The organism is Chryseobacterium sp. WX (genome assembly GCF_029542485.1).
GTDB lineage: Bacteria > Bacteroidota > Bacteroidia > Flavobacteriales > Weeksellaceae > Chryseobacterium > Chryseobacterium cucumeris.
In genome coordinates this window covers 5,293,090-5,306,780 of sequence record NZ_CP120710.1, presented here as the reverse complement: position 1 = coordinate 5,306,780, position 13,691 = coordinate 5,293,090, and the positions used below count along the sequence as shown (strand labels likewise).

14 protein-coding genes are annotated in these 13,691 nt (G+C 35.5%); 10 read left to right on the top strand and 4 right to left on the bottom strand.

The annotated features are described in order from the left end of the window. Positions 1 to 136: 136 nt before the first annotated feature. From PZ898_RS24330 to PZ898_RS24310, 5 genes are all read left to right on the top strand, one after another. On the top strand, positions 137 to 547 hold the full coding sequence (locus PZ898_RS24330; RefSeq protein WP_062670861.1) for a thioesterase family protein: 411 nt from the start codon (positions 137 to 139) through the stop codon (positions 545 to 547). 304 nt (positions 548 to 851) lie between these two features. Then, a complete protein-coding gene (gene pheA, locus PZ898_RS24325) occupies positions 852 to 1,700 on the top strand; it encodes a prephenate dehydratase (RefSeq protein ID WP_120230553.1) in 849 nt (282 codons plus the stop codon). Between the two features lie 360 nt (positions 1,701 to 2,060). Then, positions 2,061 to 2,771, top strand: a complete 711-nt coding sequence (locus tag PZ898_RS24320; protein WP_120230552.1) for a hypothetical protein — start codon at positions 2,061 to 2,063, stop codon at positions 2,769 to 2,771. Positions 2,772 to 2,883: 112 nt separating this feature from the next. Continuing rightward, positions 2,884 to 5,118 carry a DUF2339 domain-containing protein gene (locus tag PZ898_RS24315; protein ID WP_277694460.1) on the top strand — a complete coding sequence of 745 codons (2,235 nt, stop codon included), beginning with the start codon at positions 2,884 to 2,886 and terminating at the stop codon, positions 5,116 to 5,118. Between the two features lie 116 nt (positions 5,119 to 5,234). Further along, entirely contained in the window at positions 5,235 to 5,672 is a 438-nt protein-coding gene (locus tag PZ898_RS24310) for a hypothetical protein (protein WP_062670870.1), read from the top strand. 45 nt (positions 5,673 to 5,717) lie between these two features. On the opposite strand, the gene PZ898_RS24305 is transcribed toward PZ898_RS24310, so the two are convergent. Then, positions 5,718 to 6,995 carry a replication-associated recombination protein A gene (locus PZ898_RS24305; protein WP_277694459.1) on the bottom strand — a complete coding sequence of 426 codons (1,278 nt, stop codon included), beginning with the start codon at positions 6,993 to 6,995 and terminating at the stop codon, positions 5,718 to 5,720. A 100-nt stretch (positions 6,996 to 7,095) separates the two neighbouring features. Between PZ898_RS24305 and yidD the strand changes: the two genes are divergently transcribed. Together yidD and lgt are read left to right on the top strand one after the other, a co-directional pair. Further along, positions 7,096 to 7,344: a membrane protein insertion efficiency factor YidD gene (gene yidD, locus PZ898_RS24300; protein ID WP_062670874.1), complete on the top strand. Its 249-nt coding sequence runs from the start codon at positions 7,096 to 7,098 to the stop codon at positions 7,342 to 7,344. Positions 7,345 to 7,857: 513 nt separating this feature from the next. After that, positions 7,858 to 8,646: a prolipoprotein diacylglyceryl transferase gene (lgt, locus tag PZ898_RS24295; RefSeq protein ID WP_277695619.1), complete on the top strand. Its 789-nt coding sequence runs from the start codon at positions 7,858 to 7,860 to the stop codon at positions 8,644 to 8,646. Between the two features lie 72 nt (positions 8,647 to 8,718). Here the strand turns inward: lgt and PZ898_RS24290 are convergent, their stop codons facing one another. Beyond that, the gene (locus PZ898_RS24290) at positions 8,719 to 10,236 is read right to left on the bottom strand and encodes an NAD(P)H-hydrate dehydratase (protein ID WP_277694458.1); all 1,518 of its coding nucleotides are present in this window, start codon (positions 10,234 to 10,236) and stop codon (positions 8,719 to 8,721) included. A 245-nt stretch (positions 10,237 to 10,481) separates the two neighbouring features. On the opposite strand from PZ898_RS24290, the gene mscL reads away from it, so the two are divergent. After that, complete coding sequence (gene mscL, locus PZ898_RS24285; protein ID WP_034695945.1) at positions 10,482 to 10,859, top strand: large conductance mechanosensitive channel protein MscL; 378 nt, start codon at positions 10,482 to 10,484, stop codon at positions 10,857 to 10,859. A 74-nt stretch (positions 10,860 to 10,933) separates the two neighbouring features. Here the strand turns inward: mscL and PZ898_RS24280 are convergent, their stop codons facing one another. Next, a complete protein-coding gene (locus PZ898_RS24280; RefSeq protein WP_062670879.1) occupies positions 10,934 to 11,893 on the bottom strand; it encodes a D-2-hydroxyacid dehydrogenase in 960 nt (319 codons plus the stop codon). A gap of 86 nt (positions 11,894 to 11,979) precedes the next feature. Continuing rightward, on the bottom strand, positions 11,980 to 12,390 hold the full coding sequence (locus PZ898_RS24275; RefSeq protein WP_277694457.1) for a phosphoheptose isomerase: 411 nt from the start codon (positions 12,388 to 12,390) through the stop codon (positions 11,980 to 11,982). 318 nt (positions 12,391 to 12,708) lie between these two features. On the opposite strand from PZ898_RS24275, the gene idi reads away from it, so the two are divergent. Further along, a complete protein-coding gene (idi, locus tag PZ898_RS24270; protein WP_062670881.1) occupies positions 12,709 to 13,218 on the top strand; it encodes an isopentenyl-diphosphate Delta-isomerase in 510 nt (169 codons plus the stop codon). Beyond that, the gene (locus PZ898_RS24265) at positions 13,218 to 13,691 is read left to right on the top strand and encodes a hypothetical protein (protein WP_062670883.1); all 474 of its coding nucleotides are present in this window, start codon (positions 13,218 to 13,220) and stop codon (positions 13,689 to 13,691) included. Before idi ends, PZ898_RS24265 begins: the two co-directional genes overlap by 1 nt.

Here is a 13,691-nt window from a genome sequence, read left to right as displayed (position 1 = left end):
TTTTTAAGCCCCGATTATTCTTTGTTTGTACTGTGTTTAGAAGGAAGACAAAGGTCCAATATTTTCTTTTCAAAAAAAAATATTGCAGGTATTGATTATTTAAAAATATATTTGTATGTATAATTTAACCCGTAAAATGATACACACAACACACTCAATACGAGTACGTTACGCAGAAACAGATCCGATGAAATATGTATACTATGGAAACTATGCAACGTACTTCGAAGTAGCGAGAGTTGAACTCTTCAGAAGCATAGGAATTTCATACGATGAAATTGAAAACCAAGGAATTTGGCTGCCGGTTTCGGACTACAAAATTAAATATATCCGCCCTGCTTTATATGATCAAAAATTAGAAATTCATACTTATGTTAAAAAAATTCCAGGGGTAAGGATTGAATTTGAGTATGAAATTTACAATGAAGAGCATACTAAAATAACAGAAGCCTCCACTACTCTATTTTTTCTGGATGCAAAAACCAATAAAGTGATCAAGTGCCCGGATTTCCTGATGGATCTGATTGAAAAGAACTGGAAAGGATAGATGCCAGATAGTAGGTTGCAGGTGGTAGGAATTAGGAAATACACGACGAAATATTAATGGAGGAGATTAATGTGAATGGTGAATTTTGCTTCGCAAGTGAATGGTGAATTTTTAATAGAACCAAGATGTCTATCTCAAATTATCCGGTCACAAAATAAACCCGCAACTCACAACCCATAAGCAGTAACTCACAACTAAAAAGATTACACGTTAAACTCTAAATTTTGAACTCTATCCCCTCACTATTTATGAATTAATTCGCACCTTTGTACCCTTATTATAATCATCCCTTATATATTATATTATGAAGATTGCATTTTTGGGACCTCATGCCAGTTTTACCCAGCTTGCTACAGCACAGCTTTTCCCTGATGACGAAATAGTACCACAAGCCAGCATTCTGGATTGTTTTAATGCCGTTGAAAACGGAGAGGTAATAAAAGCAGTAGTACCTTTGGAAAACTCTATTGAAGGAACCGTCTCTATGACGCTGGATTATTTGTATAAGACTCCGTCTATTAAAATTGAAGCAGAAGCAGTAATGCCTATTGCCCATCATCTGATGATTCATCCGGAAAATTCTATTGAAAATATTGAGAGAATATATTCACATCCGCAAGCCCTTGCACAGAGCTTTCACTTTCTGGATACCCATTATAAAGAAATTCCAAAACAGGACTTTTCCTCAACTGCAGCCGCTGCCAAGTTTGTTTCTGAGAATCCGGAGACTCCTATTGCTGCGGTAGCCAATCAGTTTGCAGCCAATTTATATGGTTTGAATATAGTGAATCGTAATATTCAGGATTTCGAACAGAACCACACGCGATTTATCATCATTTCTAAAGAGCAGAATAAATACCAGAATGATAAACTGGAAACATTGGGTGAAAAATCAGGTATGCTGATCACTCTTCCCGAAGATCATCCCGGTGGATTGCATCAGGTATTATCTGTTTTTGCATGGAGAAAAATGAATCTCAGTAAGATTGAATCCAGAACATTAAAAACAGGACTGGGAAATTATTTCTTCTTTATCAATGTTGAGGGACCATGGGAAGAAGTCTTACATGAAAATGCATTGAAAGAGCTTGAGTCAATCCATGCCAATGTAGATTTTCTTGGGAATTACAAAGAATTTCTTTTGGAAAGCTAAAAAAAACAATAAATCTGTAAAAAAACACTGCCATTAAGCAGTGTTTTTTTTATTTACACTATAAAAAAACAAAATCTCAAAAACTTTTACAATAGATTACCATAATGACAACATCATCTGTTTAATTAAAAAATAACCCACACAATGGAGAGAATTATTTTTTATCAAAACCCTGATAAACAAAGTATTATAACAAAATTAAATATAATAAGTCGTAATTAAATTATATGGAAATATCAATCAAAATACAAACATATGTTTAAAGATATTACATCATATTAATGTTAAAAATGAAAATATCACAATGTAGAGTATAATTTTTATTGTATATTTGCTTAGCAACTAATTAAAATCTTGATCATGAAAACTAAACTTTACAGCTTAATGTTAGCATGTGCGACGTTACCATTATTCTCGCAAGTAGGTATCAATACAGCAACCCCATCCGCAACCTTAGACGTTAACGGGACACTGAAAGTTCGTGACACTCCCGCCGCTACAGCACTACCCGGATATCAAATTTTAGCAGTTAACCAGGGAACCACACAAGTGTTTTCGGTAGACCCGTCATTATTAAGCGCAGCTGCAGGAACCAATACATCTGTATATTCTGCAAAAAAAACAACAGGTATCACGCTTCTGAATTTAGGAGTTTTACCATCTGATTTCCAACCTGTCAGTTTTGTACAAGCGGATAGAACTATAGGAAGCGCTGCTTTGTTCACAAATGCTGACGGTTCTTATAATATTCCGTCCACTGGAGTATATGCGGTAGGATTCGCGTTCAGATACGGAACAGGATTACAGGCTTCATTACTATCAGGAACACCTGGTATTGCCATTGCAAGAACCAGATCGTCAGTAACCACCTTGATAGACACACGTCCCTTCAGTGGTGTTAACCTTGCATTAGCAGTTAACTTAACACTTTCCGATTCCAGCATTAATTCTTTGTATTCATTCCAGGCGGGTGACAAAATATCTTTCGGACTTGTAGATTCCGGTGTTGTCACAGCAGGATTATTAGGATCCAGTATTGCATCATTCTACGTTTACAAAGTATCAAACTAGTAAAAACATATTGTTAGTTATCTATACCATTTAACCCATCGCTTATACCGCGATGGGTTAATTTTTTAATAGCATATTAAACATTTCTTTATATTTGATAAAAACTAATGAAATGAATGAATTTGTTGCGGCTATCATCTTTATCATTATCTTCATCATTTTCAATAATCTGAATACCAAAATCAGAAAGTTGGAAAAGGAGATTTCAGATCTTAATTATAAAATCAATAATACTCCTCCGGCTCAGACTGAAGTAATTCATAAGAAAAACTCAACAGAAGAGACATCCTTCCCTCAGCAAGAGCAATCTCCGCTGGTTCATTATCAAAATATACAACCCAGTGAAGTAAATGAAAACATTTCAACACCAGTTCAAAAAGACTGGCTTGCTCCTGTTTCTGATTTTTTAAAACAAAACGCACTTACCATTATCGGTATTTTTACCCTTGTTCTCGGAATTGGTTATTTTGTAAAATACGCTATTGATAAAAACTGGATTGGAGAAGCAGCAAGAGCGGGAATCGGTTTTTGTATCGGAGCAGGAATCATTATAACCGGACATTTTCTCAGAAAAAATTACCAGGCTTTTTCTTCCATTATTACAGGAGGTGGAGTTGCCGTTTTATATTTCACGGCCACCATTGCCTTTCGTGAATACCATCTGTTTACCCAAAATACTGCTTTTACCATAACCGCACTGATTACTGCGGCCTCTATTATCTTATCCTATTATTATAAAAGTGAAGTACTGATAATTTTTTCACTGATTGGAGGTTTTGCAGCTCCTTTGATGATCAGCACAGGACAAAGTAACTACCTTTTCCTTTTTATTTATATTACCCTTTTAAATACAGGAATGCTGGCAGCCTCTTTTCTGCAGCACTGGAAAAGCGTGGGATGGACAGCTTATATTTTTACAACAGGATATCTCTTCTTTTGGACTAATGAAAGTCCTGAACTTTTAAGCATTACTTTTTATTTGATCAGTTATCTGATTTTCTACATTTTTGCCCTGCATGATTACTTCAGAAGAAATATACTTTCAACCCCTGATATTTTAATACTTGCTCTCGCTAATTTTTCAAGTATCCTGGGGCTTCTTTACATTTTTGATACATTAAAATATGACCCTCCGATTGTTTTCCCACTTATTTTTGCTGCTGTAAACGCTATTTTACTTTTCAGAGAATACACCCGCAAAAGCTTTGGAGTAGCTTATTCTGTATTTGCAGGGCTTGTTACCAGCCTTATAACCATTGCAGTTGCTATTCAGTTTAAAACGCATCTCATCACCAGTATCTGGGCCATAGAAACCACCCTGCTTCTTTTTATCTGGAAAAAAACAGGTCATAAGATTTTCAAAACCTTCTTTTATATCCTGTTTCCATTGGTGATGATCGCCCAACTTATAACCTGGACTGAATATTTTGGAACAAAAGATTTCAATATCATATTCAATCCTCCATTCATCACCAGTTCCTTTACTATTGTTTCCATCATGATTAATCTGTATTTACTAAGAAACACCGTGAAAGAAACACAGGAAAAAAGCAATAACATTTTTGAAGATCTTATTACCGCGATCAGTTATGGGGTTATCTATATTACTTTTCTTCTTGAAATCACTTATCATATTTCGGAAATGCCCTGGTCAGCCATTACCAGCACAGGACTTTTATTCAGTATTTATTATATTTTCATTTTATTGCTTTTCAGAAAACTGCTCAGCATCAGAAATGATGTTCAAAACCTACTAATTTATCTGTTTTTCTTCCTGTTCGTAATAAATACATCGGTTTCAACTCTTTCAGTTGTGACCGCTGCCTTAACAAAAAAGCTCAATTTAAGTTTTTATTTTCTTCATCTTCTGCAATGGATTCCTTTTATATATATAGGATACAGAATTATTCCTACTTCAGCGTTTCACAAGCAAAAGATTTCTTACTGGATACAGGCTCTGGCACTAATCATTTCTGTAAGCTGCGAGCTGCATCATTCTTATATTTTAATGGTTTCCAATAATCTTCCTCATTCTTATAAAGCGAGTGAACATTTCAATATTCTTTATCTTCCTATAATATGGACAATTCTTGCCAGTATATTTATTTATAAGGGCTTGAAAAAGAATATCCAGGAATACAACAAGATTGGCTTTGCATTGATAGGTCTGATGGTATTAAAACTTTATGGGTATGATGTATGGCAAATGGATAATATTTCAAGAATAAGTGCCTTTATTGCTCTCGGAATCATTTTATTATTAAGCTCATTTGCTTTTCAACGCCTGAAAAATATGATCAGAAATATGGTGGATAAAAAAGACAAAACAGAAGAAAACACCGACTGACAATCAGGAAAAAAGTTTTTATTTCTAAATAGAATGTAAAACAATTCGAGATTTTATTCAGATTTTATAAAAAATAACTATATTTATCACGTTTTTAACAGTTACATATTCTGATTATGAAAAAACTATTCTATTCTTTTTTACTACTATCTTCTGCTACTTTATTGGCACAGCAAAAAAATCCTGCAGTAAAGTTTGCAGTGGCCGATAATGCCATTGGGACAGTAGAATTGTTCAATACCAAAAAGAACGTATTGCAGGTTTCAAAGGTATACAATACTCCAGCTAGTCTTCCCCAAAGCTTAAAAAAATACAGTTCTGTTTTTACAAAAGGCGTAACTGAATATAAGTTTAAAAACGGAGAAAATGTACTTGACAGAATGGCATTATCCAATATGAATGTTCAATATAATATCCCAGCAGATAATCCTGTATTTATTGAAGGATATGAATTTGCAGACACCAATACTTTGATATATCCTGAAATCAAGAAAAGAACAGAAACTAAAGATTACAACGGTAAGAAAACATTATTTATTTACACTACCGAATAATTAATAACATAAAAAAGGATGCCGTTTTTACAACATCCTTTTTTATTAGTATTTATTGTTCCACTTTTTCTTGAGCTCTTCGTAAATCTTCTTTTCCGTAGAATTATTTCCCGGCTCATATAGTTTCACATTCCTGATTTCTTCCGGAAGAAAATCCTGTGCCACAAAGTTTCCTTCATAAGAATGGGCATATTTGTATTCTTTTCCGTAATCAAGGTCTTTCATCAATTTAGTAGGTGCATTCCTCAAATGAAGAGGTACCGGCAGGTTGCCCGTCTGTTTTACCAGAGCCAACGCATCATTGATAGCCATATAGGCAGAATTACTTTTGGGTGAAACCGCAAGATATACGGCTGTTTCACTTAGTATAATCCTTGCCTCAGGGTTTCCGATAACATTGATTGCCTGGAAGCAATTATTGGCGACCACCAAAGCGTTAGGATTCGCCAACCCTACATCTTCAGCAGCAAGAATAAGCATTCTCCTTGCGATAAACTTGATATCTTCTCCCCCGGCAATCATTCTCGCCAGCCAATACACTGCTCCATTAGGATCACCTCCACGCATGGATTTGATAAAGGCTGAGATAATGTCATAATGTTGCTCTCCGTTCTTATCATAAAGAGCCATCGTCTCCTGAAGAACTTCCAGTACATCAGAATTAATAATTTCAGTTGTACCCGAATTTTTATATTGATTCAAAATCAATTCTACAGAATTGATCAGTTTTCTGGCATCACCACCTGAGTATTGAATAAAAGCTTCTTTTTCAAGGATTTTAAAATATGTTCCTTCATCTTTATTGTATCTTTCCGAAGCAATGTCTATTAATTCCTCCAGCTTTTCATAACTTAATGCTTTTAAAATATAAACCTGACTTCTTGAAAGTAATGCCGATACTACTTCAAAACTCGGATTTTCGGTAGTCGCACCAATCAATACAATCCAGCCTTTTTCTACCGCATGCAATAATGAATCCTGCTGCGATTTATTAAACCTGTGAATCTCATCAATAAACAAGATAGGTGATTTTCCGGAGAACAGATTCTGCTTTTTTGCATCTTCAATCACATCACGTACATCTTTCACACCGGAAGAAACAGCAGAAAGCTTATAAAATTTTCTCCCCGACTGTTCTGAGATAATTTCAGCCAGCGTTGTTTTTCCTGTTCCCGGAGGCCCCCATAAAATCAACGAATTCAAGGTATTATTTTCAATCATTTTTCTGATTGTTCCTTTATCGCCGGTAAGGTGCTCCTGTCCTAATACATCTTTCAGGGTTTTAGGTCTTAATTTTTCAGCTAATGGAATATTTTGATTCAAAGTACTTCTTTTTTAAGATCAATGTCCCGGATTTCCGATCTCCGAAACTTATAACAAAATTAAACTAATTTTCATTTTTTTACCCTATTTTTGCATTGTTTTGAAACTTACATTCAATAAAATCATTACATTTCCGCTGGTAATTTTGATCAAATTTTACCAATGGTTCATCTCGCCCTTACTTCCCAAAAACTGCCGTTACGAACCTACCTGCTCTCACTATATGATTGAGTCGCTTCAGGTACATGGTGTTTTTAAAGGTTTCTGGCTGGGATTTAAAAGAATTTTAAGATGCCATCCCTGGGGAGGAAGCGGTTATGATCCTGTTCCCCCCAAACATAAATGTTAATAATCAAACTATTAAATCAATAGAAAAATGAATACTATCTTTTTCAGAATTTATCTTGTGCTGTTTGCGTTCATCACGCAGCTTCTTTTTGCACAGGAATACCCTGGAGGTTTATCTGACGGAACTTTAGATATCAATGGAAGTAATGTTCCTGTAAAAATCTATTCTACCACAGAGATGGGAGACCTTACAGCTTTTCCGGACAGAGAATCAGACAAGAACCAGTCTTTCGTTGTGATTCTTAATGAATCCAATTTTGAACCTGCTTATTACAATTATGGGGCTTCCACTTTAGCAAAGTATAAGGATTCCAGGTATCAGTTTTTTGATAAAAACTTTAAGTTGATTGATACTGGTGTTACCAAAGAAAATATCACCACTTTTAAATATGCAGTAAAGTCTGTAAAGCCAATTACAGATTCTGATAAAGTAGAACTTAAGACTTCATTTAAAATCTGGGATCCTTCAAAAGGTATTCACATCGGATCATTTACGCTTCACTTTTATAGTTTGATGTTTGTTTTTGCCTTTGGATTCGGATATGTTTTAATGACGAGAATCTTTAAGATTGATAATGTGAACCAGAAATATCTTGAACCTCTGTTCACATGGACATTGATCGGGACTATTCTGGGAGCAAGATTAGGACATGTTATCTTTTATCAGCCGGAATTATTTAAAGAAGATTTCTGGAGTGTATTTTTACCGATAAGCACAAAAAACGGTTTAAAATTCACAGGTTTTTCAGGACTGGCGAGCCACGGTGCTACGATTGCCCTGATCTTTACCACGCTTTATTATTCATTTAAAATCATTAGGAAAAACCCTTTTTGGGTATATGACAGACTTGGTATTGTCGTAGCTTTAGGAGGAGCGTTTGTAAGAATGGGGAATTTTTTCAATTCTGAAATTGTTGGTAAACCAGCGGACCCGAATTCTCCGTTTGCTTTGCTTTTCCCACAACAAAGCAGTGAGTATGGTCTTACTGTACCCCGTTATCCGAGCCAGTTATTTGAAGCCGTAGGATATGTTCTGTTGTTCATTCTATTATGGATATTGTACAGAAAAACAGATAAAAAATACCAGCAGGGATGGTTATTCGGTCTGTTTTTCATCATTCTTTGGGCGATCAGATTCTTTGTTGAGTTCCTTAAGGAGCCACAGGGAGATGAATTCATCCAGATCGGTGGTCTGAATACAGGTCAGGTTCTTTCGATTCCTTTTATGATTGCAGGGGTTGTCATCATGATCGTTTCCAAGAAATTTAAGATTACTGAAGCAGAAAACGAGAAACCGGAATAAACCATTTAAACTAAAAAATAAAAAAGGCAAATTTGTAGAAATACAGATTTGCCTTTTTTATTAGCTGTTTACTTACAGATTTCTCTCCGCTTTCCTGTTCAGTTCTTCAAAAACAGACCCCAATGCATCAATGACATCAGTAGGCAGCATCGATTCTTTTGAATGTTTTTCTGAAGCAATATCGGCAGCTCTGCCATGTAACCATACACCAAGAATACAAGTCTCTTCTTCAGAATATTTCTGGGCCAGAAGCGAAGTCAGGATTCCGGTAAGAATATCTCCGCTTCCTCCTTTCGCCAATCCTGCATTTCCCGTTATATTATAGAATACTTTTCCCTCCGGAGTAACAACCTGGGCATGGTGGTCTTTAAGAACAATATAAAGACCAAGATCTTTTGCCTTTTTCCTTGCCAGTTCAAGTCTTTCAAAAGAATTATCTGTACTTCCGAAAAGTCTTTCAAACTCTTTCGGGTGAGGCGTAATGATTGATTTTTCAGGAATTAATTTCAAATTTTTCTTATCTTTTGAAATGATGTTCAATGCATCTGCATCCAGAATCAATGGCTTTGAATAGTCTTTCAGAAAATTCAGAAAGTCTTTTTCGGTTCCTGAATGAGTTCCCAAACCAGGACCCGCACCACAGGTAATGTCTTTATCAATTTCAAAATTTGTAATAAACTGCTCCCCTCCTTTTATAAACATTGCTTCAGGACATGAGGTCTGCAGAATATCATATCCACATTCCGGAGCCAGGGTAAAGGTAAGCCCAGCACCGGTTTTTAAAACTGATTTTGTAGCCAGTACTGCCGCTCCTATTTTTCCATAGCTCCCTCCTATGATGGCTGCCTTACCATAGCTGCCTTTATGAGAAAATTCCTGTCTCGGAACGAATATCGAACTGATCAGCTGATCATCAATTACAGAGTAATCAGAATCGGTTGTGTCTGCATATATTTTATTTAAATCAATATCCAGTACTATTATTTTTCCAGTATATTTTCCGGTTTCAGGATGAAGGAAGGTCTTTTTCCAGCATTGGAAAGTAAGGGTATAATCAGCTTTCAGAATAACAGGATCATGGTCAAACATTTCATCAGCAGACAATCCGGAAGGAACATCAATGGATATCTTAATATTCTTTTTAGTATTCAATTGCTCAACAAGCATTTTATATTCTCCTTCCAGCGGCCTGGATAATCCTGTTCCGAAAAGAGCATCGATAATGATTGTTTTATCATCAAAATTATATTGTTCTTTAGGATCAAATTTCCTGACTGAAATTCCGGATAAATCACGAAGTCTTTTCAGGTTAACAGAAGCATCTTCTGAAAATTTCTTTTTGGAATCGCTTACAAATACATCTACATCAAAACCTTTCAGATAAAGTATTCTTGCGACAGCCAGGCCGTCTCCTCCGTTATTTCCGTTACCACAAAATACAGCCAGTTTCTTATGATTTTTACAATGTTCCGAAATCCAATGTGCAACAGCCATTGAAGCTCTTTCCATCAGTTGAATGGAGGAAACCGGCTCTTGAGAAATCGTGAACTGATCCCAGCTGCGTATCTGTTCTGCTGTAAAAACTTTCATAGGCAAATCAAACTTTTAAGCAAATTACAAAAGATTTTTCATTATGATGCCACGTCAATAACAAAAATAAAGAGACCTCACTAATGAGATAATATATCTTAAAAAAGCTGAAATATTCATTAAATCAAATTCTATAAATTTCTCATAAAATTCAATATTTTGGGAATAAAAAACCATAAAAAGTAGTGTTTTTTACATTTTTAAATTATATTTTTGTGTATATACTAATTAAAAAAATATAAATTATGGGATTTGTTAAAGAATTTAAAGAGTTTGCCTTTAAGGGCAATGTTCTCGATCTGGCTGTCGGTGTGATCATTGGGGCAGCATTTGGTAAAATTGTTTCGTCTTTGGTAGAAGATGTTATCACGCCTCTGATCTTAAACCCGGCATTGAAAGCAGCCGGTGCAGAAAATATTGCAAAACTTACATGGAATGGTGTTGCTTATGGAAACTTCCTTTCAGCAGTAATCAGTTTCCTTTGTATTGCGATGGTTCTTTTCTGGATCATCAAACTGGCTAATAAAGTGAACAAAAAAGAGGCTCCAGCTCCTGCCGGACCTACAGAAGATCAAAAATTACTTACTGAGATCAGAGATTTGTTGAAAAGCAAAAATATCTAATTTGTAAACTACATTTTAATATAAAAAGCACCTCGGTCTAACCAAGGTGCTTTATTTATAATATCATTTCCAAATTACTGAATCTGTAAGATGCTTGAAATCTGCTCTGCCAGAGAAAGACCGATTCTATCCTGCGCTTCAAGCGTAGAAGCTCCCGTATGAGGGGTGAGGGAGATTTTAGAATGAGTAAGGATTTCTTTAGAAGGTGTTGGCTCATTAATGAAAACATCTAATCCGGCAAATCTTACTTTACCTGAGTCCAAAGCTTGAATTAAAGCTGCTTCATCAATAACTCCTCCTCTTGAGCAGTTGACAACAGCCACTCCGTCTTTCATTATTTCAAACTCATTCTTTCCGATCATATAACCGTCCTTCTGTGCAGGAACGTGCAGAGTAATGAAGTCTGAATGTTTTAAAACATCCTGTAACGGCTCTGTTTCAATATCAACATTGATGAACTGGTTGTTGTAAAATTTCACTTTGATACTTGCTCTTCCGACGTTATTATCAGCTGCAATCACTCTCATCCCAAGTCCTAAAGCAATTCTTGCCACTTCCTGGCCGATTCTTCCCATTCCCACAATACCGATGGTTTTTCCTCTCAGTTCTATACCTGCAGCGTATGCTTTTTTAAGACCTGCAAATTCAGTATCTCCTACAACTGGCATTTTTCTGTTAGAATCCTGAAGAAATCTCGCCCCGGAAAACAAATGGGCGAAAACAAGCTCAGCCACAGATTCCGATGATGCTGAAGGAGTGTTGATCACATGAATTCCTTTTTCTCTTGCATAATCTACGTCAATATTATCCATACCAACACCCCCTCTTCCAATAATGTCGATAGACGGACATCCATCAATAATATCTTTTCTTACCTGTGTGGCACTTCTCACCAATAAGGTGCGGATTTTGTGCTCATTAATATAATCTACTAAAAATTCCTGGGGAACTTTTGTAGTAATCACCTCAAAGCCTTTTTCTGTCAATGCATCTATTCCAGATTGATCCAGGCCGTCGTTTGCTAAAACTTTCATAAAATATCAAGTATATTAAAAAATGAAAGATTTAAAAATTAAAGGTACTGGTTCACATTTAATCTTTAAATCTTTGAATTATATTTTTATTCGCCGTCTTCTTTGAATACCTCAATGGTCACTTGTTTTTCTACCAAATCCGTAAATCTTCCTTTGTATCTTGTAGCTCTTACCAGGTGGTTGTCTATCCAGTGATAATTTCCTCCTCTTGGTTTTCCGTAAAGCACGCTGTGGTATTTGAAGCCATGCTTATCCAGCCAGTCGATCGTAATTTGTTTCAGATTTTCGGTTCTTGAAGTAAAAAAGCAGATCTGATGTCCTTCGTCATACCATCTGTTGATCGTTTCCAGAGCATCAGGGTAGGGTTCGCAGGTAACCATTCTTTCCGGCTCTTCATTGGGAACGTCATCGGTAATGGTTCCGTCGATATCTATTAAGTAATTTTTTATTCCATCCTTTAGAATAGGACTAATGTGTTCAATGTATTCTAATTCCATTACTAAATATTAAAAAACAAAGTTAGCGTTTTTACAACTATCAGGCATATTAATCTTAGTTTATGTTAATATTTTACTACAAAAACTATTATTTAAAGAATAATATCAATATTTTATTCATTATTTACCCTGAAATAGTTAATAATTTTCGTTTTGCATTTCTTTTTTTAAATAAGAAAGTGGAGGTTTTAAAGAAAATCAGTCTGTGAATGGATGTATTATCTGTAAACTTTCATCATTTTATTAGTCTTATTACAAAAAGCATGATGTTTATCTAAAAATTTCCAAAATACATTTATTACTCTTACATTTGTAGGAATGGAAGAATTTGTCGTTTTAGTAAATCCTGAAGATGAGGTTTTAGGGCTGATGGAGAAACAGCAGGCTCACATCAATGGCTTGTTACACCGTGCTTTTTCTGTATTTCTTTTCAATAATAAAGGAGAAATGCTATTGCAGAAAAGAGCGTCAGGAAAATACCATTCTCCCAATCAATGGACCAATGCGGTATGCTCACACCCCCGAGAAGGAGAAACTTATCTGGAAGGAGCAGTACGCAGACTGAAAGAAGAATTGGGAATTGAAGCTGATCTTTCTGAAAAATTCCATTTTATTTACAAAGCAGATGTAGGCGGTGGTCTTTGGGAGCACGAGCTGGATCATGTGTTTGTGGGAAATCATGAAACTGATTTCAATTTGAATAAAGATGAAGTGGAAGAAGTAAGATTCATTTCTATGGAAGATCTTGATAAGGAAATTTCCGAACATCCTGAAAACTTTACAGAATGGTTCAAAATCATCCTCGAAGAATATAAACACCATTTTTAATGATGAAAAAAATATTGCTTTTTTCTGCTTTTTTGACAGGAAGCCTGTTTTTTGCCCAAAAGGCAGGTGTATTTGACACTCCGAATTACTCTATCAATGTTCCTGAAGGCTGGAAATCCACAAACGACAGTGAGATCATCAATATTTTCCCTACCAGCCAGATAGGTGCTATTACCATCTCGGAATATCATGATCTTCCCCTTCCGAAAGAAGAAGTGAAAAAATTTATCCTTGCCCTTTATCAATCACATGACGAAGAGAAAAAAGTAAAAGAAAAAAAGAGCCAGAAAGGGTATACGGAATACTTCTATGAGCATTTCGATGAAAAAGAGAAGCTGTTCTGGGTAACCAAAGCTTTTCAAAAAGATAAAAACTTATATTTGGTTTCCATCAACTGTGGCCAGAAGTTCTGGAACGGAAACTATATGACCCTATTCAATGAGACTTTTAACAGTTTTAAAATAAAGAAATAA